The 24,293-nt window shown below is 43.0% G+C and carries 24 protein-coding genes, 1 pseudogene and 1 other annotated feature; of the genes and pseudogenes, 11 read left to right on the forward strand and 14 right to left on the reverse strand.

Annotated elements, in window-relative coordinates:
* Nucleotides 1–270: 270 nt before the first annotated feature.
* The gene (locus tag B9Y93_RS25030; RefSeq protein ID WP_085493454.1) at nt 271–831 is read left to right on the forward strand and encodes a sugar O-acetyltransferase; all 561 of its coding nucleotides are present in this window, start codon (nt 271–273) and stop codon (nt 829–831) included.
* Between the two features lie 168 nt (nt 832–999).
* Nucleotides 1,000–1,158 (forward strand): annotated as a pseudogene (locus B9Y93_RS25180) (DUF6075 family protein); the annotation flags it as partial.
* Here B9Y93_RS25180 and B9Y93_RS06310 read toward each other — a convergent pair.
* Nucleotides 1,132–1,842, reverse strand: coding sequence for an aspartate/glutamate racemase family protein (locus tag B9Y93_RS06310; protein ID WP_085493455.1), 711 nt, complete (start codon nt 1,840–1,842; stop codon nt 1,132–1,134). The pseudogene B9Y93_RS25180 and the gene B9Y93_RS06310 overlap by 27 nt on opposite strands.
* A gap of 387 nt (nt 1,843–2,229) precedes the next feature.
* Between B9Y93_RS06310 and B9Y93_RS06315 the strand changes: the two genes are divergently transcribed.
* The 3 genes from B9Y93_RS06315 to B9Y93_RS06325 all read left to right on the forward strand — a co-directional run bounded on the left by B9Y93_RS06315 (nt 2,230) and on the right by B9Y93_RS06325 (nt 6,434).
* Entirely contained in the window at nt 2,230–3,135 is a 906-nt protein-coding gene (locus B9Y93_RS06315) for a polysaccharide deacetylase family protein (RefSeq protein ID WP_085493456.1), read from the forward strand.
* A gap of 73 nt (nt 3,136–3,208) precedes the next feature.
* Nucleotides 3,209–3,877: a carboxylesterase family protein gene (locus tag B9Y93_RS06320; RefSeq protein ID WP_085493457.1), complete on the forward strand. Its 669-nt coding sequence runs from the start codon at nt 3,209–3,211 to the stop codon at nt 3,875–3,877.
* Between the two features lie 345 nt (nt 3,878–4,222).
* Nucleotides 4,223–4,466: a binding site (T-box leader), on the forward strand.
* A gap of 108 nt (nt 4,467–4,574) precedes the next feature.
* The gene (locus B9Y93_RS06325) at nt 4,575–6,434 is read left to right on the forward strand and encodes an alanine--tRNA ligase (protein WP_176228860.1); all 1,860 of its coding nucleotides are present in this window, start codon (nt 4,575–4,577) and stop codon (nt 6,432–6,434) included.
* A gap of 484 nt (nt 6,435–6,918) precedes the next feature.
* Here B9Y93_RS06325 and B9Y93_RS06330 read toward each other — a convergent pair whose 3' ends face one another.
* The 3 genes from B9Y93_RS06330 to B9Y93_RS06340 form a co-directional block, all read right to left on the reverse strand.
* Nucleotides 6,919–7,293: a VOC family protein gene (locus B9Y93_RS06330; protein WP_085493459.1), complete on the reverse strand. Its 375-nt coding sequence runs from the start codon at nt 7,291–7,293 to the stop codon at nt 6,919–6,921.
* Between the two features lie 94 nt (nt 7,294–7,387).
* Nucleotides 7,388–7,597 carry a hypothetical protein gene (locus tag B9Y93_RS06335; protein ID WP_425320332.1) on the reverse strand — a complete coding sequence of 70 codons (210 nt, stop codon included), beginning with the start codon at nt 7,595–7,597 and terminating at the stop codon, nt 7,388–7,390.
* Nucleotides 7,594–7,797, reverse strand: a complete 204-nt coding sequence (locus B9Y93_RS06340; RefSeq protein WP_085493460.1) for a helix-turn-helix transcriptional regulator — start codon at nt 7,795–7,797, stop codon at nt 7,594–7,596. The genes B9Y93_RS06335 and B9Y93_RS06340 overlap by 4 nt, the downstream gene beginning before the upstream one ends.
* A 336-nt stretch (nt 7,798–8,133) precedes the next feature.
* Here B9Y93_RS06340 and B9Y93_RS06345 point away from each other — a divergent pair, with 336 nt between their 5' ends.
* Genes B9Y93_RS06345 through B9Y93_RS06355 form a run of 3 tightly spaced genes read left to right on the forward strand, consistent with a single transcriptional unit; the run spans nt 8,134 to nt 11,865 of the window.
* Nucleotides 8,134–9,594: a spore germination protein gene (locus B9Y93_RS06345; RefSeq protein ID WP_085493461.1), complete on the forward strand. Its 1,461-nt coding sequence runs from the start codon at nt 8,134–8,136 to the stop codon at nt 9,592–9,594.
* Nucleotides 9,595–9,596: 2 nt separating this feature from the next.
* On the forward strand, nt 9,597–10,739 hold the full coding sequence (locus B9Y93_RS06350; RefSeq protein ID WP_085493462.1) for a GerAB/ArcD/ProY family transporter: 1,143 nt from the start codon (nt 9,597–9,599) through the stop codon (nt 10,737–10,739).
* On the forward strand, nt 10,717–11,865 hold the full coding sequence (locus tag B9Y93_RS06355) for a Ger(x)C family spore germination protein (protein ID WP_176228861.1): 1,149 nt from the start codon (nt 10,717–10,719) through the stop codon (nt 11,863–11,865). The genes B9Y93_RS06350 and B9Y93_RS06355 overlap by 23 nt, the downstream gene beginning before the upstream one ends.
* 339 nt (nt 11,866–12,204) lie before the next feature.
* On the opposite strand, the gene B9Y93_RS06360 is transcribed toward B9Y93_RS06355, so the two are convergent.
* From B9Y93_RS06360 to B9Y93_RS06390, 7 genes are all read right to left on the reverse strand, one after another.
* Nucleotides 12,205–13,074, reverse strand: coding sequence for a pentapeptide repeat-containing protein (locus B9Y93_RS06360; protein ID WP_085493464.1), 870 nt, complete (start codon nt 13,072–13,074; stop codon nt 12,205–12,207).
* A gap of 13 nt (nt 13,075–13,087) precedes the next feature.
* Nucleotides 13,088–13,417: a PadR family transcriptional regulator gene (locus B9Y93_RS06365; RefSeq protein WP_085493465.1), complete on the reverse strand. Its 330-nt coding sequence runs from the start codon at nt 13,415–13,417 to the stop codon at nt 13,088–13,090.
* A 235-nt stretch (nt 13,418–13,652) separates the two neighbouring features.
* Complete coding sequence (locus B9Y93_RS06370; protein ID WP_085493466.1) at nt 13,653–13,994, reverse strand: DUF1801 domain-containing protein; 342 nt, start codon at nt 13,992–13,994, stop codon at nt 13,653–13,655.
* Between the two features lie 251 nt (nt 13,995–14,245).
* On the reverse strand, nt 14,246–15,496 hold the full coding sequence (locus B9Y93_RS06375; RefSeq protein ID WP_244903300.1) for an RNA polymerase sigma factor: 1,251 nt from the start codon (nt 15,494–15,496) through the stop codon (nt 14,246–14,248).
* Entirely contained in the window at nt 15,493–15,927 is a 435-nt protein-coding gene (locus B9Y93_RS06380) for a YciI family protein (protein WP_085493467.1), read from the reverse strand. Before B9Y93_RS06380 ends, B9Y93_RS06375 begins: the two co-directional genes overlap by 4 nt.
* Before the next feature lie 165 nt (nt 15,928–16,092).
* Nucleotides 16,093–16,902 carry an alpha/beta fold hydrolase gene (locus tag B9Y93_RS06385; protein ID WP_085493468.1) on the reverse strand — a complete coding sequence of 270 codons (810 nt, stop codon included), beginning with the start codon at nt 16,900–16,902 and terminating at the stop codon, nt 16,093–16,095.
* Between the two features lie 377 nt (nt 16,903–17,279).
* Nucleotides 17,280–18,608, reverse strand: coding sequence for an FAD-dependent oxidoreductase (locus tag B9Y93_RS06390; RefSeq protein ID WP_085493469.1), 1,329 nt, complete (start codon nt 18,606–18,608; stop codon nt 17,280–17,282).
* Nucleotides 18,609–19,091: 483 nt separating this feature from the next.
* Here B9Y93_RS06390 and B9Y93_RS06395 point away from each other — a divergent pair, with 483 nt between their 5' ends.
* From B9Y93_RS06395 to B9Y93_RS06405, 3 genes are read left to right on the forward strand one after another with little or no spacing between them, the layout of a single operon-like run.
* Nucleotides 19,092–19,853 carry a helix-turn-helix domain-containing protein gene (locus B9Y93_RS06395; RefSeq protein WP_085493470.1) on the forward strand — a complete coding sequence of 254 codons (762 nt, stop codon included), beginning with the start codon at nt 19,092–19,094 and terminating at the stop codon, nt 19,851–19,853.
* Nucleotides 19,854–19,878: 25 nt separating this feature from the next.
* Nucleotides 19,879–20,526 carry a GNAT family N-acetyltransferase gene (locus tag B9Y93_RS06400; RefSeq protein WP_085493471.1) on the forward strand — a complete coding sequence of 216 codons (648 nt, stop codon included), beginning with the start codon at nt 19,879–19,881 and terminating at the stop codon, nt 20,524–20,526.
* 35 nt (nt 20,527–20,561) lie between these two features.
* On the forward strand, nt 20,562–21,572 hold the full coding sequence (locus B9Y93_RS06405; protein WP_085493472.1) for an alpha/beta hydrolase family protein: 1,011 nt from the start codon (nt 20,562–20,564) through the stop codon (nt 21,570–21,572).
* Between the two features lie 60 nt (nt 21,573–21,632).
* Here the strand turns inward: B9Y93_RS06405 and B9Y93_RS06410 are convergent, their stop codons facing one another.
* The 3 genes from B9Y93_RS06410 to B9Y93_RS06420 all read right to left on the reverse strand — a co-directional run bounded on the left by B9Y93_RS06410 (nt 21,633) and on the right by B9Y93_RS06420 (nt 24,048).
* Nucleotides 21,633–21,842: a TetR-like C-terminal domain-containing protein gene (locus B9Y93_RS06410; RefSeq protein ID WP_085493473.1), complete on the reverse strand. Its 210-nt coding sequence runs from the start codon at nt 21,840–21,842 to the stop codon at nt 21,633–21,635.
* A gap of 366 nt (nt 21,843–22,208) precedes the next feature.
* Nucleotides 22,209–23,132 (reverse strand): metallophosphoesterase family protein, encoded by a 924-nt coding sequence (locus B9Y93_RS06415; RefSeq protein WP_085493474.1) that lies wholly within the window; start codon nt 23,130–23,132, stop codon nt 22,209–22,211.
* 193 nt (nt 23,133–23,325) lie between these two features.
* Nucleotides 23,326–24,048 (reverse strand): YebC/PmpR family DNA-binding transcriptional regulator, encoded by a 723-nt coding sequence (locus B9Y93_RS06420; protein ID WP_085493475.1) that lies wholly within the window; start codon nt 24,046–24,048, stop codon nt 23,326–23,328.
* Nucleotides 24,049–24,293: the final 245 nt, after the last annotated feature.

Consider the following 24,293-nt stretch of genomic DNA (forward strand, 5'->3'; position numbering starts at 1 on the left):
TTGTTATAGTCCAGACAAATAGTCTATCAGACCAATATATTGTGGATTAAAAATATTAATTGAATGGATGCAAGGAGATATTAAATGCAAAATAAGATAGAATTTCCTGCATTATTTTAATTCCTGAGATAAATTCGTTTTTCCAGCGAGATTGAATTTACCAGCCTGCATATTAATTACACTGTATTGGCCAATTTGACGATGAGCAGGTAGAAGGGTACAGTAGAGTTTGGACATCTTAAATGAACATACATTCAAGGAGTAAATTATATGACGGAAAAGGAAAAATCACATGCAGGCATGTTATATCAACCCGGAGATCCTGAGCTAGTAGCAGACCGCGATATGACTATAAAAAAATTACACGATTATAACAATATACACCCGCTTGACCGCGACGTGAGGAAGGCCGCCATACGCGAGCTGCTGGGCAAGACCGGAGATAACTGCGTTGTGGAGCAACCATTTTTTTGCACTTACGGGTATAATACCACAGTGGGGGATAATTTCTTCCTTAATGTCAACTGCAAGCTTATGGACAGTGGGAAAATCACGATTGGAAACAATGTATTTATAGCACCCAATGTTTGCATTATAACGGAAGAACATGCCATGAATGTGGAACAACGGGTGGCAGGGTTGGAATATACACATCCGGTGAATATCGGTGATAACGTTTGGATATGCGCTGGCGCTATTGTATTGCCGGGCGTGACGATCGGTGCGAACAGTATTATTGGCGCGGGTAGTGTTGTTACAAAGGATATTCCGCCAAACAGGTTGGCTGTCGGTAATCCTTGCAGAGTAATCCGCAACTTAAATGATGAATGAATCAAGATTTACTAGGGGTACTGCTAAGATACGTGTAAAATTTATGGTAATTGCAACTGAGGTGTCCGATTCTGGTTCAAAATAAGATGGTTAGTGGAAGGCATCCTGATCGGGGCCTTCTACTAACCATTTTATTTTGAGAGGGGAGCGAAAACAAAACTTCGCTGTACCGACAGCTACCATCGAGAATTGTTTTACACGCTGGGGCTATCGAACGATACTCGCGCGGACGATCAAGAATGGTTCGACTTTACCTATGGCATCATCAAGCCGGAAGGACTGTCTGCTATCTTTATACACTTAACTATCCTGTATGGTCCCTCTTAAAGCGAAATCAATAGCACTCTCGGCATGAATTCTTGTTGTATCATAAACGGGTATACTGCAATCATCTTGCGAGATGAGTAGTGTTATTTCTGTACATCCCAGAATAATGGCTTCCGCTCCTTGCAGCTTAAGATTATTTATGATCTTTAAGTAGGTTTGCTTGGACTCTTCTTTAATCATTCCAAGACAAAGCTCTTGGTATATGATGTCATGTATAGCCAATCGTTCCACTTCATTTGGCACAATTACATCAAGTCCAAACTTTTCAGTAAGTCTGCCCTTGTAAAAGTCTTGTTCCATCGTAAATGAAGTGCCCAGTAACGCAACCTTCTTGATTCCATCTTTAACAATTTGAATTGCTGTTGAGTCTGCGATATGAATGAACGGAATACTTACTGATCTTTCTACTTCTTGAGCCATCTTATGCATTGTATTTGTACAAATGACGATTAAATCTGCTCCTGCCATTTCAAGTTTTTGTGCGGAGTCAATCATCATTCTGGTAGCCTGATCCCAGTTTCCTTGATGCTGTAGAGTCTTGATTTCTTGAAAATTCACAGAATACATAAGACTTTTAGCGGAATTATGACCACCCAGTCTTTCTTTTACATATTCATTAATAATTTGGTAATAAAGCAAAGATGACTCCCAACTCATTCCACCAATAAGACCAATCGTTTTCATTATTAAGCACCTCACTTATTGTTCACATCATTTTCTCACAATGAGTATATGAATACAATAAATGGAGGATATCGCATCTCATGCTGTCATCAGCGGCTTTAAATGGTGACAAGTACTTTTTTAATGAATTGCATCAACAGCTGGTTAGAACGATCATGTTCTTCCCAGAAAGGACCATGGCCACTGTATTGAAATGGGACTAACAGTGAACCCTTGATAAGGTCGTTAATTTACAGTCGACTTGATTTTTTACTTTCCAGACGATGTGTAATACCATTAAACCAAGACTTTCCTCTAATAAGAGGGGCATAACACCAAGTTGTGCCCCCTTATTCATTTCCGTGGAGGACTGTTCGGTAACAAATCAAGGGAAGGAGGTAGTTAAGAGTGATTCAAGAATTAGGGTTTTGTCCAACTGATCGAGTAGTCATAATTAATGCGGATGATTTGGGAGTGACGCGTTCCACGAATCAAGCTATTATGCAAATGTTTAAAAATAATGCCATTACATCAACATCAATAATGGTTCCAGCAGACGCCGCTCTCGATGCAGCGCTACAAAGTACAAAGGAAATGAATGTCGGGATACATATAACATTGACCAGTCACAAAAGTCGTTTCTATAAACCAATAAACAAACTAAATAAGTTTTCTAGTTTAACCAATGAACATGGATACTTCTATGATGAGGTATCCAATTTTGAAAAAAATGCAGACCTAGATGAAGTAAGAATAGAAGTCGAGGCACAAATTCAGACGGCTATTTCATTAGGAATAGAACCAACTCATTTAGATAGCCATGCAGGAAGTATTTTAGGTCTTTATAATAATCGCGATTTTTTAGAAGTTATTTTTTACTTATGCCAAAAGTACGCGCTTCCATTTTGCTTACCTATCCGGATATTGGAACACCCGAGTTTTAGCTCAGAACAAAAACAAATGTTTAGACAAAGGATACATTTAGCAAATCAACTTGGTGTCCGACTGATTGACGATATAGCAGGACTTACTTATCATTTTTCGAGCGAAGAAGGTTATGAAGGAGCAAAAAAAGAACTAATAAAGCAAATTAATAATCTAAAGCCTGGGATTACACAAATCACTACGCATCCATCTATTGTATCAGATGAACTAAAAGAACTGACAAAGTATTATGAAAATCGTGAAATTGAGTATCAACTTTATAATGATCCTGATGTGAAAGAACTGATTAAGAACCAAAATATTAAGTTGATATCCTGGAAAGAAATTCGTGATCTTCAGCGGAACAGTTTTAGTCTAAAATACTACTGAAGGAATATCAGGAAATATAGGGAATTCTATTTTTACCCCCTATGGGAGACATCACAAAAGTGAGGGAGATACAATGAGTCAAACCGCAAATAAATTAGAAAAAGAAATAACAAAAAAAGTACGGATGAAATACCTCTTACATATACCAGATCACTATGAAAAAGAATCCTCGATTAAGTGGCCTTTAATCTTATTTCTTCACGGAGCAGGTGAACGTGGAGATGATCTGGAGTTGGTAAAAGCACATGGAATTCCTATGATAGCAGAACGCGATCCTTCTTTTCCATTCATTACGATTTCCCCTCAATGCCCGGAGGATTCTTTTTGGAATGCTGAACAAGACGGATTGATGGCATTAGTAGATGAGATCATTGCAAACTTCAACGTAGATCCAGATCGGTTATATTTGACGGGGCTAAGCATGGGTGGTTATGGGACGTGGCACTTAGCAGCAGAATATCCAGGAAGGTTCGCGGCTATCGCTCCAATTTGTGGTGGAGGTAACCCCAACCGGATCCATGAACTAATAGGAACACCAACCTGGGCATTCCATGGCGCGAAGGATGATATAGTTCCTATTACTGAATCAAAAAAAATGGTAGACGCACTTCGTGAAAACGGTGGAAATGTCTCTTTCACAATCTATCCTGAGTCGAATCACAACTCATGGACTGAAACATACAATAATTCGGAATTATATAGCTGGTTTCTAGGTCATTCTCTGCACGGTAAATCGCTTTGAAATCGTCACAGATGCTTTACGATCAGATACACGTACCTTATGAGCGATATGACGAGCCGGCTCACTGTGAACAAGTTTCTTACCGAACTGTTTCGGACAAATCAAAGACTGACGGAAGGCCTCCTGCTGACGCTTTTCAGGTAATTGTCCAGCAGCGCACTCTCTCAGAAGCACACCCAGTGTTGGTTTAAAGTTCTTGGTTCTTACGAATTGTGTTCTGGTGGATACCTATCTCTTCAACAAGCATTAACCTTCAAAGAACTAATTTCTTCCCTTTTCAGAATTTAACATAATTGTGAATTGACGGAGCAAGTTGAATGTGATAGCATTGGTTCAACTTAAAACGAAAAGGCTATGATGAGAAATAGTAGGTATTAGGGATCTCACAGAGAGAAGATGGTTGGTGCGAATCTTCATTGATCTTATACTGAAGCAGTCTCGGAGCTGTGAACCGAACAGAGGAATCTTAGTAGGCTTCAACGGAGTTCCACCGTTATTCAGGAAACAATATCGGAGATATCCCGTATTGATAGAGTGCAGAGAAATCTGAAATTAGGTGGTAACACGGACATAATCGTTCGCCCTAAGTTGACAAGAAATAGGTCAGCTTAGGGCTTTTTTTGATTATTTCTTTTCGTTTGAATATTTGCAAAATATTTTCCAAGAATAAATAACAATTGAAATGGAGGTATTGAGCATGGTGAAAATGACACCAGATGAGTTAAGAAAATCATATATTGATTTTATGAAAGGAATAGGGGCTAGCCAAGTGCCCTCTTCTTGCTTGTTACCAGAAAATGATCCCTCAACGTTGTTTACAGGAAGTGGAATGCAACCTATGGTTCCCTATTTATTGGGGGAAAAGCATCCGATAGGTAATGAGATTGCTAATATTCAGAAGTGTTTAAGGACAGTGGATATTGATGAAGTAGGAGATACATCGCATCTGACATTTTTTGAAATGATAGGTCGATGGGAGTTTAAAGCAAATGAAACTAACTATAAGAAAAAGCAAATCGATGCCATTTGGAATTGGCATATTAACGAATTAGGAATTGATCCTGGCAGGCTGTATATCAGTGCTTTTATAGGAAGTGATGATTTGAATATACAGAAAGATACGGAAGCCATTCAAATCTGGTCAGAAAAATTCAAATCAGTTGGTATAGAACCTATCATTGAAGATGATCCCTATCAATATGGGACATCTAGAGGTGGAAAAATATTCTTATACGATGAAAAAGAAAATTGGTGGAGTCGATCCGGAAGTCCATTTGATATGCCTGTTGGTGAACCGGGTGGGCCTGATAGTGAAATGTTCTATGATCTTGAACCAGGCGGTGATTCACTGGATCATCCTGCTTCTGTAAGCGAGAGGTTTTTAGAAATTGGGAACAACGTATTTATGTGTTACAAAAAAGAAAACAAAGGATTTGTAAAAATGCAAAATCCCAATATTGATTATGGAGGCGGATTAGAAAGGGTTGCAGCAGCCCTTAATGGTGACAAGGATATTTATAATACGGCTTTCTTCCTTAATCCCAAGAAAAAATTGATGGAGTTAAGTGGTAAACAATATACTGACGATTTAAAGTCGTTTAGAATCATACTTGATCATGTGAGAGCGGCTACTTTTCTAATTAATGATGGTGCTGAGCCAGCTAATAGTGATGCAGGGTATATAACAAGAAGGTTATTAAGAAGGGCAATTCGTGCAGGTAAAAAAATTGGTATACAAGGAAGATTTGTAGGTGAGTTGTCTGAAGTTTATATAGATGAAGCAACAGCGTATGAAGATTTGATCGGTAACAAAAAGAAAGTTATCGAAATCGTAAATAAGGAAGAAAATCTTTTCTATAGAACATTACAGCAAGGAGAATTTGAAATACAAAAACATCTTAAGAATAAGGGTAAAGTTACAGGTGCAGATGCCTTTTATTTTTACGAAACATATGGGTTTCCCTTGGAGTTAACGGAAGAGTTTCTAACTGAAAGTGGATATAGCATGGAGGACAAGGCGTCTTATATAGAAGCGGCAAAGAAACATGCTGAAAAGAGCAGAACTGCTTCTGCGGGCAAATTTAAAGGTGGATTAGCTGAACATTCAGCAGATACAACTGCACTGCACACGATATCTCATTTATTACTTGCTGGTTTAAGGGAAGTTTTAGGTGATCATGTTCATCAACAAGGAAGTAATATTACTTCAGAACGATTACGGTTTGACTTCAACCATGATGAAAAACTTACGCCAGAGCAAATAGCTGAGGTGGAAAAGTATGTGAATGATGCGATCTCATCAAAAGCAGTTACCTATATTTCAGAGATGCCTAAAATTGAAGCGAAAGAAAGTAATGTTGAAGGGAATTTTTGGGATAAATATCCGGATATCGTTAAGGTGTATACAATCAAAGATAACGAAGGGAAAGTCTGGAGTCGAGAAGTATGTGGAGGACCTCATGTAGAAGATACAACAAACTTAGGAAAGTTCAGTATTAAAAAAGAACAATCTTCTGCTGCTGGAGTTAGAAGAATTAAAGGAGTAATTATTAAATAGTTTCCATATAAAGGAACAATAGCTGATGCTTTAGGATTGCCATTTGTAACAACGATATGAGTTGCCGAGATCCAGGATGAATGATAAATTCGGAAATCGAAGAGGGTTTGACATCGCTTGGCCATTCCGTTGGCGGTACCGGAGCACAGTATTCAAAGAAAAAGCAATTCGGATTAAATTCGAATTGCTTTTTTTATTGCAAGAAAGGAGAACTTATAAAAAACAGAACGAAAATCGAGCTATATGGCGTATGACACTAAATGAAAACTCAGTAGTTACTAGGCATTAAATCGATTTATATACATATGTACAAAATACGGGTTTTGTGTAAATGTCATATGTGAAAAATAAATCTCCGTCACAAAAACCACATTTCTGTCCTTTTAACATAATGAACTTCTATATCATAACAACATCATTATTATCATTACAAAAGAAACAGCTAACTGTGTCTGATTAGCTGTTTCGTATCATGTTCACTCACTTATTTCTTTTCCGATACTGCAAAGTAATTATCTTCATAATCTGCGAAGTTAAATACTCTCCCTGAAGGAAGCTCCATAATATCTCCAACCTTGATGTTTTTGTTTTGCAAATCGCTGTACAACGCATCGAATTGGTCCGTGTAATACATGATGGATGGTGTACCTAGATTCATTTCAGGGTTCATCTTGGCAATAAGTTCTTTATTATGCAGCACAATGCTCGTTCCAGCACCTTTAGGAGCGACTTCGATCCATCTCATTGGACCATTGGTTTCATCTGCGATGACCTCGAAACCCAGTTTTTCTGTCCAAAAATCACGGGAAGCTTCTTGGTTATTCACATACAACATGACTTGGCCAATTTTGTTAATCATCTCTTAATCACTCCTCTTTTTGGATGGATAAATGCCATTCTTACCTTTCGTTATCAAGCTATACCGTCCTCGCAAATACAGGACTATTATTGTTTTACATCATTTTTCGGTTGTAAACAACTCTAGTCCAGAAGAAAATAGCACTGCCTATTAATAAGATGGTAGATTGCCATCCCGCTTCGCCTTTTGCAAAAAAGTCATACAGTGACCAAATTAATAATGCTGTAGTGTAAAACATAAAAGCATTTTTAGCGGATTTCTCGTTTTGATACTTTTCCATTTCATCTGCTTTGCGAAATCTCAATTTGCATTCTCCTTAAAAACAAATAGTTTATCAACAGTGGTCTGAAGACTAATCGATAATTTGAATGCCAACGATAAGGTCGGATCGTATTTATCATTTTCAATGGCATTAATGGTTTGCCTAGTAACCCCGCATGTAACTGCAAGTTGCTCCTGGGACATATTCATACTACGTCTTATGTCCTTGATATAGTTCTTCAATGAACAATCACCCGTCTTGTATGATGTAAAAAACATTTTACATTTAAAATTATAAAATGGCCTAGTTAAAATGTCAAATAGTCTTTACATTTCATCTATTCTTCACCATCGATTTTTCGAATACTCCCCCTCCATTCTGAATCAGTATTCCATCTTCAGTTACAACGCTTCTTTATTTACAATACATCCAAATAAGAAAAATCTGCATGCTCGGTCCGCTCATAGCGAATGTCGTTTATTTAAGAGGTTTCTCCCCCTTACCTTCGTACATGATTTCATATTTACTGGGTACGATAATCTGTGAATACGGAATCAGATGTTCAAAGGTGTGATCTCATGTCATTCTACAGTGAATCCATAAGAAACAAACTAAAGGAAATCTTGCATTCAGGCGACGGATTTGTTGTCAGAGGCATCGGAAAATCCTTTGCCGTCAGCTATGTTGCAGGCATGGTTGATATCCATCAACTGAACATGCATGTGTTAGAATGCTTAACCGATAAGGGACCTGTCGAATCCATCGAGAATGTTAGGGAATGGATTGCTATTGGTGAGTGTGAAGTGATGCCTTCCCTGCATGAAGCCACAGAGAAGCTCCTGAGCGGATACGCTGTTGTCTCGTTAGCAGGTACTCCCCATATTCTTGTGGTCAATGTGATGAAAATACCTACTCGAACACCCAGTGTTCCAACGATTGAGTCGACCATCTACGGTCCTGCAATTTCCTTCACAGAGTCCATGGAGCTAAATATTGCCCTGCTTAGATCGTATATCTCAAGCGAGAATCTCATTCAAGAATCCATACAGCTTGCTACAGAGACTAATACGAAAACCAATATCTTTTACATGATGGGTACCGAAACGAATCCCTTCATCGACACTATTCGCTCGCGAATGAAAACCTGTCGATTCAAAGGCTTAATTGGAAGTCCAATGCTGCTTCAATTGCTGCAGGATAATCAATACTCCTTATTTCCAGAAATGAGCCTGTCCGAACGTCCGGACGTCGCAGCTCAAGCGCTGCTTGAAGGCAAGATAGTCATCTTTGTTGAAGGGAATGCTCAGGTCATCATTGGACCGAACAGCTTCTTTGATTTTTTCTACTCCATTGAGGATCGATATTCGCTGTGGGGAGTCGGTATCTTTAATCGAACCTTGAGAAGCATGGCTTTTTTTATATCCATTTATTTAACGCCGCTATATGTAGCAGCACTCACCTTTCATTATCAGATGATACCGTTAACGCTAATCGTTCCCTTGATTGAATCTCGCACCACCATTCCGTTTCCCCCTTTGCTGGAGACGTTAATCCTAGAAATAACGATTGAATTGCTAAGAGAAGCAGGCGCAAGGCTGCCAACCAAGGTTGGACAAACGATGAGTATCGTTGGCGCTATCGTGGTTGGGCAAGCTGCAGTAGCTGCAGGCTTCACAAGCAACACGCTAATCATGCTTATCGCTCTAGCAGCCTTAGGAACCTTTACAACACCCAACTATCGCATGGGCGCCACTCTTCGAATCATCCGCTTCCCCATGCTGATCGTTGCCGGAACCCTTGGATTACCGGGTATCGCATTCTTATCTGCTCTGATCATCGTTCATCTCCTACGAATGACGAGCTACGGGAAGCCTTATTTATTTCCGATCTATCCTCCGAACAAGGATGGATTCATCAATAACATGCTGTTGACCGCATCTTCTCTTTTTCGTTTCCGTACGGATCTGACCAAAAATAATAGAGCTTCCTTCAGAACAGCAGCAAGACGATGGTTTAGTTCAAATGAAAAGGACGAATAACGATGAAAATCAATGATGTCCCGAGGAAGAATTTACAGTTCCATGCCTTTCTCTTGTTCTTCGCAATAAGCAGCGCGCAGATCGGTGTAGGTATCTTCAGCTTTCAGCGGTCCATCTTTCAAGCATGCGGCCATATTGCATGGATCGCGGTCATCATTGCCGGGCTCATTGCACATTTGATTCTCTGGTCGATCATTAAAATATTGCAGAAATATGAGTCCGCTGATTTGTTCGGCATTCATTATGATATCTTCGGCAAGTATGCTGGTGTCGTACTGAATATTTTGTTTCTCTTTCAATATATTTGCACTATTGTGGCCATCATGAGAAATTACATCGAGATCATTCAGGTGTGGATCTTCCCAGATATCCCTTCTTGGGTGGTAATCATTTTGTTGTCGATTCTCACCTTCTATACGAGCTCTGGCGGGATTCGGGTTATTCTTGGCGTATGTGTGATTCAATTCACCATCATTCTGATGACAGTACTATTGTCCTTCTCTCCCCTAGAATATGCGGTATGGAATCAACTGCTTCCTATTGAGGTCGACAACATCAAGGAACTTATAAACGGGGTCATGAGGATGGGCTTCAGCCTTGCTGGATTCGAAGTTGTTTGGTTCTTGTATCCATTTGTTAGAAACAAACAAAAGGCAATGCTGCACGCTCATCATAGTCTTGGCTTCACTAATATTGTCTATCTCTTTTTAACCATCGTCTCTCTTGTTTATTTCTCTGCAGATCAGCTGCAGGAAGGGCTATGGCCTTCCATCGATATTCTGAAGATTGTGAAATACACCTATTTGGAGCGAATAGAGTTTATTGTGATATCCATTTGGATGGTGGTGACAATGTCAGGATTAGCGCTCTTTATCTGGATCATAGGCAGAGGCTGCAAGCGAATGTGGAACCTTAAACCCAACATGATTGCGATTATTACACTGATGCTTGCTTTTGTGGCCAACATCAATATAGATGAACATGTCGAGATCAAGCAATTGAATGCGTTCATAGGCATGCAGGTCATTGCCTCAACCTTTATCTATCCCGTGCTTCTCAGTTTTATTGTGATGATTGTCCATTCCTATAGACAGCGGAAAAATAATGAAGGAGGCCAACAGCATGAAAGCATGGAGGACATTTAGCGTCGCGCTGATCGCCATATCCATGCTGACAGCCTGCATGAAAACCAATATTATCGAGGAGATATCCATCGTTGTTGCACTTGGATTTGATGTGAACAAAGATCAGACCTTTCGTGTAACCTCAAGCTTTTTGGAATCTCAAACCGAACCAAAATTAAATAAAGAACGAAGCGTGTCCGTTCATACGAAAACAAGCCAAGGCGCTCAGCAATTATTTACTCAAAGAGTCGGATACGAGCTTGCATATGGTCAAATACGAGTACTGCTGCTTGATCCGAAGCTCTTCGAGGCCCAAAAAGCGAATGAGATTCAGCTGCTAAGCCGCGATCCTCTATACGGTGATATGATCAAGATCGTGATAGCAGACCAAGGTGCAGCTGATATCCTTGAACATCGCTACAACTCAATCCCAAACATAGGGACATATCTCAACAATATGTTAGACCATAACACCAATAAAAGTTGGAGCCCTGTTATGACTATGCACGAATTCTCAAAAGACAAGAGTGAGGACTTGTATCGTGAAAAGGTCATTCCAATCATGGAGCGGCAAGGAGAGGAAATTGAAATAACGGGTTCGGCTTTGCTTCAAAACAGCCAAATTGTGGGCAGAGCAAGCGCGCAGGAGTCCTTTTATATCAAATCACTTAGAGGAGAGGATGCTGAGTTTCCTTATGAAGTCTTTTTTACGAAGCAACAGCTAATAGAAAGCGGCATGATCCATCACTTTCCTCGAAACGAGAACGTGCAAGATGTAAGTCTGGCATTCAAGATCATTAACAGCAAGGGCCATATTCACGTCACCGACCTTGATAAGCTGGAGTTTAAGGCGACTGTCAATGTGGAAATTGATATCCAGGGCATCTCGGAATATTACAACTTCCAGGATTCAAGAGCCATTGCAGCGTTGAAAAAACAATTGCGTTCTACCCTTACCACTCATTTGCAGCAGGTGTTGGATAAAATAAAACAGGTGAATTCCGACTGTGTCGGCTTCAGTGAGCGCTATCGAAGCATGATCCCCCATTCCAAGCTGCAGCAAACAAATTGGATAGAACTCTTCCCTACTTCAACCTTGCAGGGAGATGTCAACATTAAGCTGATTCGCACAGGGACGAAGGAATGAGGAGAATGCTCTGCATGCTCCTCTTTCATACGGAAAAGCAAGCATAGCCTATGGACAGCAATAAAATAATGAACAATAGCGCAATACTTACCCTTATCACTTTTCTCATCATTACCTCCGGTTGTTGAACAGGGTGGATTCCGTTCCAATTGTCGTCATCCTCATCATATAACAAGGAGATGTCCAAAGGGTTATGAAAAGATTAAGCGATTCATAGCTGCGATAACTTGACGAACCTCTTCCGCTTATTTGGATTGCGTTGATAGGATATGTTGTTCCTGACAGCTGTCTATTTACGTCTTCAAAGGTGATTAGGCGTAATCCGATGAGCTCAATTCTTTATATGACCGTGACTTTTGACAAGTCTGCAACCCATAAGCTTTTGAGCGCAGCATAGGTCAGCTTATCCATTGTTGCGCCGTCAAAGCAGACGGTTTTGAAGTCTAGGTAAGATTTGTTGGTTACGGAAAAAGGCAGACGGAAGGAGACATTCTTGAGTGTCGCTCCCCTAAACGAAGCGTCATTCAGTGCAGATTTGTCAAACTTGACACCAATGAAGGTCTGTCCCTCAAAACACATTCCACGCAGGTCAGATTTATTGAAATCCACCCCACTGAAGACACATCGATTAAAAATGGTTTTCTTTAGGTCAGTCTTGGTCAGCGTAACGTCAGTCAACGTAACGTCTGTGAATGCAGCACCTTCTAACCCTGATATGCTGAAGCTGGTACGTACAAGGATTGATTTATTGAATCTTGCCCCCGTAAGATCAGAGTTCGAAAAGCTGCAGTCTGTCAGATTGGCGCTGTCAAAATTGGCTTCCCTTACATTGCTGGTTGAAAACGAGGTTCCGGTCAAGTCAGCTCCGGCAAAGTCGGCTCCGCACAACGCGGCCACTTTGAATTCGCCTTTGTGTAAAATAACGCCCGCGAAGTCACTCTCTTGCAGATCGATCGCACGTAGGTTGATTCGCACCTGGCGCTCCAGCGAGCGGGAGAGATTCGCCACCTCAAGTACCGTTTGCTCAATATCTCCGATACTGTCAATTGTCATCGCAAAAGCCGTATCATCATCTTTGCCCTCCGCTTTAAGATCATGATATCGCTCCTGCAAATCAGAGAGCAGGTCAGCCTTTAATTCGTCGACAGTCTTTACCCCATCGTACGGTGTAAAGACGCTGTTCAGATAATCCGTTAGCTTCTGATTCATGCCATCCATCTCCTTATAATAAGTTTTCTAATACGCGCTTGGCATACTCCCAATTCCTTTTATTGCGGGTGTAAGTGTCCCGGCCTTTGTTCGTAATCCTGTAATACTTGCGTCGTCCTCCCTGTGTCTCATCGCCCCAATACCATTCGATATCCCCATCTGCCTGAAGACGCCGGAAGCTCGAGTACATCGTTGCTTCCTTCAACTCATATTCGCCTCCTGAGCGCTCAGCAATCAGCTTGACGACCTCATAGCCATAGCGATCAGCTTCGGACAAGAGCCGTAAAATCATCGTATCCGTATGTCCACGCAACAGGTCGGACGTGATCTTGTTCTCGCTCATTCAATCACCTCCACATTTGCATGATACATCATATTACTATGACAGTCAAAGTACTAGTTCGGTTAAATCTTATTGAAGAAATACATGCGGAGTATTCCGATCTCAAAAGCCTAATCAAAATCCCAAGAACAGAACGGGAGGCAGAAGGTCCAAATACGACAAAGAAGCTCCTCTTTGACCGTTGCAAGAGGAGCTTCTACAAGAATTCAATTTTTTTCCTAGAAAGAGTATTGCCCTAAAGCGAGCTTGATGCTTCATTCAACCATGCAGCAAGCTGCTTCGCATCATAGGTTTGATCCTTTTTCAGCTTCATCGTTTTACGCTCTTCCGGGCCCGTAAACAAGGCTTCTGGCAGTCTCACATTTGCAGCATGAAAGATCGTAAAGCTAACGGCATTCTTCGAAGTAGAGATGACGGCAGCATATTTCCCATTTTTCAGAAAATGAGGCTTCTTATACTGGATTCGTTCGGTTACACTAGGTATGGCTTGGTGAACAATGCCCCGAAGTTCTAACGCCTTCTCCTTTTGCCATGGCTCCGTGATCGCTTCAATAAATTCCAATACCTCTTGACTCATCAAATAGCTCCCCTTTTCCATCCATTATTATTTTCTTCAACTTCTATACACATCTAATTGGCTCTTAAATTCATCTTCCGTTATTCATTCATGGACATCTTGCTTTTGTCATGAGCATAAACAGCATCTGCATGTCCTCCTATTAAAAATTAGAAAAATGTTCGAGCTTCTTCCAAGCTTCTTCCTCTTTCTAATAAGACGACGAACAACAAGATAGGATATCGACATGTTCAAAAAATAAATATAACCTCTTATTGCTCACAATCAGCAGCCTTTTTCATCAACAGCTCCTGTTCACGCGTATTCTGAGTCATTGCAGCAGCCCGTAACAACGCTTCTCGAGCTTCTTCCTTACGGCCAAGCTTCATCAAGAGTTCTCCTCTTACACTTGGCAATAGATGATAATCCTTCAGATATTGATCCTGACTGAGCTCATCGATAAGCTGCAGGCCGTATTCAGGGCCGAACGCCATAGAGATAGCGACAGCTCGATTAAGCTCCACGATGGGAGACGGAGCCACTCTAGACAACGCTTCGTAAAGGGCGGCAATTCGCGTCCAGTTCGTATCATCAGGGGTCGGCGCCTGCGCATGGCAAGCTGATATGGCGGCTTGAAGAGCGTAAGGACCCCATGTTCTGCCCAATCTTTGACTGCGCTCAAGTGCTTGTAGGCCGCGGTGGATCAAGAGCCTGTCCCATTGGGCTCTGTGTTGATCCATTAAGAGGACCGGATCTCCTGTAGGACGAACCCTTGTCTTAAGCCTGGAGGATTGGATTTCCATAAGAGCAACAAGCCCATGGACTTCCGGTTCCGAAGGGGCGATCTCTGCTAGCACGCGTCCTAGTCGGAGCGCTTCTTGGCACAATACGGGCTTAAACCACTGCTCGCCTGATGTAGCAGAATACCCTTCGTTAAACATCAGGTAGATAACTTCTAGCACAGTACTCAGGCGTTCCTTCAGCTCAGCGCCTTCAGGCACTTCAAATGGAATCTTCACGGCGCTCAGTGTTCTCTTCGCTCTTACGATTCGCTGAGCGATCGTGGATTCTGGCACGAGAAAGGAGCGGGCAATCTCATTTGTACTCAGACCGCACAGCAGCCGCAAAGTTAATGCAACTCTTGCTTCCTGTGACAGAGAGGGATGGCAGGTCATGAAGATCAGACGAAGGAGATCGTCACCGATCTCCCCATCTATAGCTCCATCTATGTCTTCTTCTGTCACCCATTCGAGTTGACGTGATAACTCAGCGTACTTCTGACCACGCACCTTTGTTCGGCGGATTAGGTCGATCGCGCGCCGCTTGGCTGTCGTCATCAGCCAAGCTCCAGGATTGTCTGGAATGCCTAGCTCTGGCCATTTTTCAAGTGCAATGACAAGAGCATCTTGAGCAAGATCCTCTGCGAGCGATACATCTCGCATCATGCGTGTCAAACTCGCAATCAGCTTGGCGGCTTCAATGCGCCAAATGGCATCAATCGTTCGGTGAATATCATTCGTCACGAGCGCTGCTTCTCCATAAGCTGCTTGCGAAGCTCTGCTTCCTTCGATAAGAATTCAGCGTCACTGGTGAGATCTTCTGATTCATAGACTTGACGAAGCTCAATTTCCCCCTGGCCAAATCCATGCGGATCAGGCATGCGAAGCGCCCATTCGATCGCTTCTTCTCTTGACTTCACCTCGATAAGTGTATAGCCTGCGATCATTTCCTTCGCTTCGGTAAATGGACCATCCACCACCTTCGGCTTGCCTCCAGGTTCAGGGTAAGAGATTCGAATGCCGCTTGAGCTTGGCATTAGACCATCACCTGCCAGCATCACACCTGCCTTGACCAATTCCTCATTATACTTGTGCATCGCTTCAATAAGCTCTTGGCTAGGCAGTTTTCCTGCTTCTGAATCGGTTGTCGCCTTTACAATCATCATAAATCTCATATCTTTATTCCTCCCATCATGTCATGAAGCGTGAATCTGATGATTCGTTTCGTTAGTCATAACTGTCATGGATTGCGCCCGCTTCTATATAAGCAACGAATAAACCATCATGAAATCGACAACCACTCGAAAATATTTTTTAAAAACTTTTTTCCGAATATCAGCTTACGATTCATTGAAGAACGAGATCAGTTCTGCTGCAATCATCTTCGCATTCAGCTTTTTCGTGTGCCCGAGCCCTTTTTTGCTTAATAACCTTGCACTTGGGAGCACATCAGCAAGCGCTTGCGCACCATGTCGCAGTCCCTCCGGGCTCTCTGTTCCTTGCAGCACAATCGCTGGCATCGTAATCATGCTCCAATCACTTGCGCGCAAAGGCTTGCCGTTCATGTACCCATCGCCTAGAGCAGCATCATACGGAAGCGTGTGGGCAACAGCCATCAGCTTATCCCAGACCCCAGGCATGATGCGCATCATACTCACGATAAAGGATGGAGCTCCCATTCCCTGCATCATGAAGTAGCGAATCGCTTCAGCCCGACGATTGGTAGCAATCAGTTCCATGACATGATTCTTAAAGTCTTGTGGTGGCTTGCGATCATTCGGATTGACGATAAATGGGGGCTCATGAAGCGCCAACTTGGTCATCTTAACGCCGCGCGTAGCAGCTCGCAAAGCAAGGATTGCGCCAGATGAGAGTCCCCATACATAAGCAGAACCGCCTGCCTCATCTATAACAGCCTCCAGATCTTCAATCTCTCGTTCAACAGCATAAGGCTTCGTGTCGCTGCTATCGCCACGGCCACGGCGATCATAGCTGTACACCGTAAAATGATCAGCCAACAACTGAGCCAGCTGTACTTGAGCAGGAAACTTTCGGTAGCCGAAAGCTCCAGTCACCAACACCAGCGCAGGTCCTTTTCCGATCTTGTCATAGGTAATCGTGGTGCCATCTTTCGACATCGCAATGTTCATCGTAACTCTCCTTTGTTATATCGAGATATCGGGTGTCATTTTTGCTTCTATATAGAACGACGAACTGCAATTGGCCATATCGACAAGATATATAGATTTTTTAAAAATTTCTATAGTCCCTGTAATGTAAAGAAAACAACACGAAATTGGAGAAAATAAACAATGGAAGAACTTACTATCGAATCATAAAGTAGATTGTGGCTGCATTCAAGTCCTAATCTCTTGATGATTTTTACAGCCAACCATTCGATTGTGCACACAAAAAAGCCTCCTCGCTTGATAGCGGGAGGCCTTGCGGCAACTGCTTTATTCCATGCACGGCTCCTATGGATACCGAATCTAACGTTAAATGAGGTAAAGGATTGCTTCATGCCGACTTATAGAGCCTGCAGCCCTGCTGTGTTCAAGAAGTTCCACGGCTTGTTATAATGCGGCTGGAAGAAGAAGTCCACAAAGCCAAGCTGGTCGATGGTCATCTTGTTTTGAATACATACGGAGATTGTATTCACAGACTGCGTGAGATCCGCCTTCGACATGAGCTGCGCACCAACGATACGACGGGTATCCGTCTCGTACACAACCTTCAGTGTGACTTCATTGTACGTCGGCATAAATTCAGGGCGATCGTTTTCTTGGATTGTTACGCTTTTCACATCCATGCCCATGTCAAGTGCTGCCGTCTCCGTCAAGCCTGTCGATGCGATGTTGTGATCATAGATCTTGATGCCGGACGTGCCTTGCGTACCCATATAAGCGATCGTCGGCTTCATCAGGTTGCGTGCTACCAATGTACCCATTCGAACGGCGTTCGTAGCCAGCGGAATGTAAGCATGCTTCCCGGTTGGATTATAGACAATCGCACAGCTGTCTCCAGCAGCATATACATCCGGCTTGCTTGTTCTCATATATTCATCTACGATTAGAGCGCCATTGGGCATCATCTCAAGCTGTCCTTGGAACAGCTCTGTATTTGGCTTGAAGCCAATACAGAGAATAACCAAGTCGGCCTCGTATTCGCCTTTTGTTGTGATGACCTTAGCCACTTTGCCATCTGTGCCTTCAAACCGTGTCACGGTTTGGCCAAGTGCCAGCTGGATGCCATGTTCCTTCAGACTGCTCTCCGTTTGCTCTGTAAATTCAGGATCCAAGTATTTGCTAAGAATGCGATCCGTGCTGTCAATAAGCGTTACTTTTTTGCCATTCATCTCAAACGCTTCGACCAGCTCAATGCCAATGTAGCCTGCACCGACAACGACAATCTTAGATGCGGTCTTTGCTTTTTCAATAATCGTGTTCGAATGATTAAAGTTCTTGGACAATAGGATATTATCCAAGTTAGAGCCTTCAATTCGCGGCAGGATTGGCCAAGAGCCCGTCGTAATAATAAGCTTATCATACGTATCGTCGGATTCGGAATCAGAAGCAAGGTCACGAACACGCAGGGTTTTCTTCTCTGTGTCCACCGCGATAACGTCGTGGCGCATCTTCGTCACAACTCCAAGCTCAGCCAGATGCTCAGGCGAAGAATAGAACAAGCCATTCGGGTCTTCTATGACTCCACCGACATATAAAGCAATCCCGCAGGATAAAAAGGAAATATTGTCATTACGCTCATATACCGTTATTTGTGCCTCTGGGTACAATTTCGCTGCGTTTACAATAGCTGCTGTTCCTGCATGGGTACATCCGATTACTGCGATTTTCATCTGATTGTCCTCCTTGTGTGTCGGTCCTTCGCTCTGTATGATGCTGGACCGTTTCTCCTATCCAAATTGTGTTTGTGAGCACATTCACTTTCATCTGCATAATTATATGTGAATGATTTCACCTTCTAAAGTAAAACAATCTGCTTGTATCAATGTAATGTCATCTGACACAAGCCGAATCAAGCTGTATTCGAGGAGATTTCTCTTTTTCTCATACCTGCCTTCGAATATGTGAGTTACATCACCTTAATCACTGGATTTAATGTGACATATTTCACACCTGCCTGTTGCAACCATCATATAGCAAATCGCGGTTCATTTCAATCCCTTATTTCAAACCTTTTCATTGTTATTTTTTCCAACCCGCTCCCCTTCTTCTCAAACATACAATCATGTTGTTCTTCGAATACACTTGACCTTAGGTCTGACCTAAGGTGTATGGTAGAGGTACTAATCACGCATTGCTTTATAGGAGAGACGCTTATGAAAAAGGAAATCACCATCAGCGAGCTAGCCAGGCTCATGAACGTGTCTGTTCATCAAATTCGTTATTTTGAAGAAAAAGGAGTGCTAGAGCCCGCTTATATCGACAACAATCAATATCGCATGTACAATACAGACCAGATGTACGATCTGTCGCATATCCTCATGCTTCGCAAGCTGGGCATCTCCGTTCAGGATATTAAAGCCTGTATGACCTCCTATGATGCCGAACAATACGAGCAGATATTCAAGCAGTCCTTGCAAGAGCTTGAAGCTGAATTACTGCGTTTAACAAAACTTCAGCATTTTATTCGCAAGGTGCTCCATGAGCATCAGCACACTCGCACACATTCTCAGAACTATGAAATCAAGAATAGAGCAGTGACCTATCTTCAGCCTTGGGTGCGCCTTCAACCTCACGAGGAGCTGCATGCCAGACGGTTGGCCGAGCAGGCGGATTCGATGCCTAATCTCTTTGAAGCTGATGTGCATTATATATGGGACGAATCAGGTACTGTCATCATGGCTTTTGAAACCACTGAGCCAAGCGATTGCTGCCTGACTAACGGAAACTATCTGTCCTATCATATTCAGATCAGGGAGGAGAAGGACTTGGAGCCAATCATTCAGCAGTTCTACGATGATGCAGCCGCGATGACCTATCACCTAACTGGTCCATTAGTGCTTATTGAAAAATCCTATCTATCTCTTTTCAGCAAAAACAAGCTTCATTACGAGCTCCTATCTCTAATAAAGCCATAATGTTTGGCGAAAGGATGGACATTCCATGTCGAAGCATACGCTGCCTATTCGGATCGAACCGATGCTGTCGAATCATATCCCTGCTGTGAGCCAATTGCTTGCATTAGGATTTATCGCCAAATTTCAAACAAGAGCGCATCTTACTGATCATGAGCTCGCTTATTTTTTTCAGCAGCTGCTGAGCCTCTACCCTCTTGGCCCGCAATCACATCGCCTCGTCGCCTTGCAAGAGGGTGTCGTTATCGGCACGATGTGCCTAATGTGGAAACACCCTGATCAAACGCCTATTAAGCACGGCTTCCCTGCATTAAAGAGCTTCCGACCTCTTAGCAAGTGGACGGTCTTGAAGCTGCTTGTAGGCTTGCAGGCGCTAGAGCACAAACCGTCCGATAACGAATGCTATATTAGCGATATTACGGTGCATCCCGAGTATCGAGGCAAGGGTGCAGGCACTTGCCTCCTGCAGTATGCCATGCAGATCGTATTTAGGGAGCCTAGTCTTCAGGTGCTGAGCCTGCATGTCTCCAAAAAGAATAGACGAGCGGAACAGCTGTATGAACAGCTAAACTTTCGCAAACATTCCACACTTACAAATTTCGCAAGTGGATTATTGTTTAAAGAGCCCTTATGGCATTACATGCTGCTTCATGTGAAGACCACCACTGACGTCTAGTCAGTCCCCAATATTAGTGAAAATAAGGAGTCATTATGGTAAAAAAGTGGATAGTCGTTATAACTGCCCTTGTGTTGATGATCGGCAGCGCAGGATTGTATGTTGTCACCCAGCATGATTACAACATGGTGGAGCAAACCATCGAGATTCCCACGCCTGACGGAAAATTAACGGGCATCTTTGTACTGCCTAAGGAGCATACAGAAAAGGTAGGCTTGGTCCTATTTATCCATGGAGACGGCCCTATTAATGCCACGCATGATGATGGATATAAGCCGTTGTGGGAGAAGCTAGCTTCGATCGGCTATGCTTCCTTGTCGTTGAATAAGCGAGGAATTAACGGATCGGCTGGCAATTGGCTTGACCAGAGCATGGAGGAGCGTGCGGAAGAAGCGAATCAAGCGATTCTTTGGGCGAAGCAGCAGCCCATGATCGATCAGGAACGAATTGGCGTATGGGGAGCAAGCCAAGCAGGCTGGGTCATTCCTAAGCTGGCCAAGAAGGAGCCGCTTGCATTCAGTATACTAGTATCCCCTGCGATTAACTGGCTGACGCAAGGACAGTATTATACACGAAGCCACCTGGCCAAGGAAGGTGTATCCGAACAGGAGATTCAAGCTCAATTGGCATTGGATCAACAAATCGTGGAGCTATTAAGAAGGCATGCTCCGTATGAAGAATATCAACAGGCTGCGCAGCAAAATAAACGCATGACGCGGGAAAAATGGACTTTTGTGAGCAAAAACTTCTTATCGGATGCTACAGAAGATCTTCATCATTTCCGTACCCCTGTGCTGCTATTGCTCGGCGAGGACGATATCCATGTCGATGTCAAGGAAACAGAGCGAGTGTATCGCGAGATCATCCCCCCAGAGCTGCTAACAGTCACTGTATTTGCAAACACCGAGCATTCGATGTTAAGCACGAAGACAGCGGAATCAGAGCTTCGAGCGTGGCTCATTAGTTTATTTGCCCCAAGGCAGATCACAGTGCAAGGCTATATGGAGCAGATTGAAGCGTTCCTTCTTGCGTTAGAGAAGCAGTGAACGCTTTATCCCAACGACTCTACGAACATGCGAATCAATCTGGTTCGCATGTTTCCTTTTTCATTTGAGTTCTGTCAGCAGTCGTAAGAGACGATCAGTGAAAATAGGCGCTCGTCTAGAGCCCAGCACGACTTTGTAAAACTTGGAGTGCTCGGCAATATGCTCAAGCAGTCGAAGCAGCTTCAAGGAATCCTGGATTTCTGCTGCACTTCCCTCATCAGGATCGCCATTCATCGCAAGCACAATGTCATGAATCATCTCGTCAGACATCTTGTTAAGCACCTATAATTTGATTTATATGCTGTTGATCATCTTACCGTTTGTATATTATTTCCATTTCTAATTCCAAGTTATGATGTTGACCTCTTCGTTAAGAAGTCAATATTATATGTCAACATAAATATTATTATGTTACTAACTAAAAGGTTCAGCCCCACTAAGATCTACCGATAACCTCATCGACCTTAATGGGGCTTGCCTATCATCATCCTGTATCCGATCATTTCGATGTGTGCAAACGGATTGACGGTACTACAAGCGGTCATATAACGGAATCTAGCATTAATTAATGACATTAAAAATAATAATTAATCACATAAAATACCTTCAAAATCCTATCCTCTAGTTAACACAGCATTAACTATTTACAGGAAGCTTCTCTTCGATCACTTCATTGTTGGCTAGGCGAATCCAAGTGTCAAAGGATCGTTCCCCTTCTCGCAATTGAATAATTCTCGCTCCACGTTCAAAGTCATCTCGTCCATAGGTGCTGTAGCCAGTAGCACGCCCATAACATAAGCGAATGCCGTACAGGTCACCTGCATAATCGTTCAGATGGTCATGTCCGACGAATGTTCCTGCAACGTCACCAGACTCAATCATTTGCGTAAAAAGCCCGGTATTGATTTTGGGACTGCAAACGTTTTCAAGTTTGTTGCCGATACAAGAACCTTTTTCCCATACTTCTGTATATTCAGGCAGTGGAATATGGAAAAAAGCTAGCGCTGGAGTTGGCTCTTGTCCTGACTTCGCCCGCTTCATTGCCTCATCTGCATACCACTGAATCTGAGAACGGTGGATCCATTCGTATCCGCCAACCGCCTCAATAGGCGCATAGCTTCCTGAATCAAGGAAGTACAACGTATGTACGAGCTGTTCCCCTTCACGATCGAATACCGATAGCGTGTAGTTGCCTACTCCGTCGAGCTCCGTAGGGCCTGCTTCAGCCAGATTGTACGCATAGGTCTGCGCAATCTCCATCAATTCCTCACGTGTTGCGCCTGCTTCCGAATCATGATTGCCAAAGACAAACGCAAACGGCTTCGCTGCCCGTTCTGCGAAGTCAAGCACCTCACGGAAAGAAGCCTTCACATCCGCGCAATGCGTGGAATCAACTAAATCGCCTGTAAACACAATAAGATCAGGCTGCTCTTCCTTCAGAACTAGATCGAGCACCTTTCTTGTGTGCAGATCTCGCTCATCTCCATTTCTCCAGTGCACATCGGTAAACTGCACAATCTTGAACGTACCATCTTCTCTAAAGCGTAATGTCGATTTCAAGCGGACTCCCTCCTTGTCAATGTGCCTACATTTTACACCTATTCCTTTGCCGTGTATATTCCTTATTTATCACACATGGAGGTGAAATGTAAAAAACCAGCCTAGATCTATCGATCAGACTGGTTCTATTGGTTCTTATCCATTATGCGAGACTAGGATGAAGCTAGATGCCTAAATCAATATAGGCTTGTCCTTATTCCTCGTCCAAATCAACGTTATGATACACCTGCTGCACGTCTTCGAGCTCTTCAAGCGCATCGACCATTTTTTCAAATTGCGTGCTTGCATCGCCATCGAGCGTTACATCATTTTGCGCCAGCATCGTCACTTCGGCTACTGTGAACTCCGTAATGCCTGCATTCTTGAACGCTTCTTGCACGACATGGAACTGGTCTGGCTCCGCGTATACGATAACCGTCTCTTCTTCCTCTATTACATCACGCACATCCACGTCCGCTTCCAGCATCAGCTCAAGGACCTCGTCTACAGACTTCCCTTCCACACCGAACACGGCTGTCTCATCAAACATATAGCTTACCGATCCACTCACGCCCATATTGCCGCCGTTCTTATTGAATGCAGCACGCACAGACGACGCTGTACGATTAACGTTATTCGTCAAGGTATCCACGATAACCATGGAGCCATTCGGTCCGAAGCCCTCATAACGTAGCTCCTCATAAGTATCTTCCGCACTGCCCTTTGCTTTATCTAAAGCACGATCAATGATGGCCTTTGGAACATTGTATGTTTTTGCACGTTCAAGAACGACCTTAAGAGCACGGTTTGATTCCGGGTCAGGCTCTCCTTTTTTTGCCGCAACATATATCTCTACACCAAACTTGGCATAGATACGGCTTGTGTTCGTATCTTTCGATGCTTTTTTGTCCTTAATATTATTCCACTTACGACCCATAATGTTCCCCTTCCTCAACTACGACTAAGTTTCTAGCACATACGCTCCATTCCCTATTGCTGCACAAGTCTATCAATTGCACACTCGCTCAGCGATAAGGATCTCATCGTCCATTATATCCTTTTTTGATTGTTTTGAACAAGCGTTGAGCGTGCGTTTTAAGTCGACACACCGCTCAGCATAGCATAGAAGGTGCTTAAAGCACTGTTTAAGATGTCATACTCAGGTGCTCTAAATCAACGGTT

The sequence above is a fragment of the Paenibacillus aquistagni genome (assembly GCF_900177815.1).
Taxonomy (GTDB): Bacteria; Bacillota; Bacilli; order Paenibacillales; family Paenibacillaceae; genus Paenibacillus_B; species Paenibacillus_B aquistagni.

What these genes read in the sequence shown, in the direction of transcription:
- B9Y93_RS06385 (WP_085493468.1), bottom strand. Translation starts at nt 16,902, where the DNA reads ATGAACATTGCGATGTCGAAAGATGGCACCACGATTACCTATGACAAG.
- B9Y93_RS06330 (WP_085493459.1), bottom strand. Translation starts at nt 7,293, where the DNA reads ATGATTAACAAAATTGGCCAAGTCATGTTGTATGTGAATAACCAAGAA.
- B9Y93_RS06410 (WP_085493473.1), bottom strand. Translation starts at nt 21,842, where the DNA reads ATGTCTGACGAGATGATTCATGACATTGTGCTTGCGATGAATGGCGAT.
- B9Y93_RS06370 (WP_085493466.1), bottom strand. Translation starts at nt 13,994, where the DNA reads ATGAGTCAAGAGGTATTGGAATTTATTGAAGCGATCACGGAGCCATGG.
- B9Y93_RS06360 (WP_085493464.1), bottom strand. Translation starts at nt 13,074, where the DNA reads ATGAATCAGAAGCTAACGGATTATCTGAACAGCGTCTTTACACCGTAC.
- B9Y93_RS06355 (WP_176228861.1), top strand. Translation starts at nt 10,717, where the DNA reads ATGAAAGCATGGAGGACATTTAGCGTCGCGCTGATCGCCATATCCATG.
- B9Y93_RS06310 (WP_085493455.1), bottom strand. Translation starts at nt 1,842, where the DNA reads ATGAAAACGATTGGTCTTATTGGTGGAATGAGTTGGGAGTCATCTTTG.
- B9Y93_RS06380 (WP_085493467.1), bottom strand. Translation starts at nt 15,927, where the DNA reads ATGAGATTTATGATGATTGTAAAGGCGACAACCGATTCAGAAGCAGGA.
- B9Y93_RS06405 (WP_085493472.1), top strand. Translation starts at nt 20,562, where the DNA reads ATGGTAAAAAAGTGGATAGTCGTTATAACTGCCCTTGTGTTGATGATC.
- B9Y93_RS06395 (WP_085493470.1), top strand. Translation starts at nt 19,092, where the DNA reads ATGAAAAAGGAAATCACCATCAGCGAGCTAGCCAGGCTCATGAACGTG.
- B9Y93_RS06325 (WP_176228860.1), top strand. Translation starts at nt 4,575, where the DNA reads ATGGTGAAAATGACACCAGATGAGTTAAGAAAATCATATATTGATTTT.
- B9Y93_RS06420 (WP_085493475.1), bottom strand. Translation starts at nt 24,048, where the DNA reads ATGGGTCGTAAGTGGAATAATATTAAGGACAAAAAAGCATCGAAAGAT.
- B9Y93_RS06390 (WP_085493469.1), bottom strand. Translation starts at nt 18,608, where the DNA reads ATGAAAATCGCAGTAATCGGATGTACCCATGCAGGAACAGCAGCTATT.
- B9Y93_RS06350 (WP_085493462.1), top strand. Translation starts at nt 9,597, where the DNA reads ATGAAAATCAATGATGTCCCGAGGAAGAATTTACAGTTCCATGCCTTT.
- B9Y93_RS06345 (WP_085493461.1), top strand. Translation starts at nt 8,134, where the DNA reads ATGTCATTCTACAGTGAATCCATAAGAAACAAACTAAAGGAAATCTTG.
- B9Y93_RS06400 (WP_085493471.1), top strand. Translation starts at nt 19,879, where the DNA reads ATGTCGAAGCATACGCTGCCTATTCGGATCGAACCGATGCTGTCGAAT.
- B9Y93_RS25030 (WP_085493454.1), top strand. Translation starts at nt 271, where the DNA reads ATGACGGAAAAGGAAAAATCACATGCAGGCATGTTATATCAACCCGGA.
- B9Y93_RS06365 (WP_085493465.1), bottom strand. Translation starts at nt 13,417, where the DNA reads ATGAGCGAGAACAAGATCACGTCCGACCTGTTGCGTGGACATACGGAT.
- B9Y93_RS06320 (WP_085493457.1), top strand. Translation starts at nt 3,209, where the DNA reads ATGAGTCAAACCGCAAATAAATTAGAAAAAGAAATAACAAAAAAAGTA.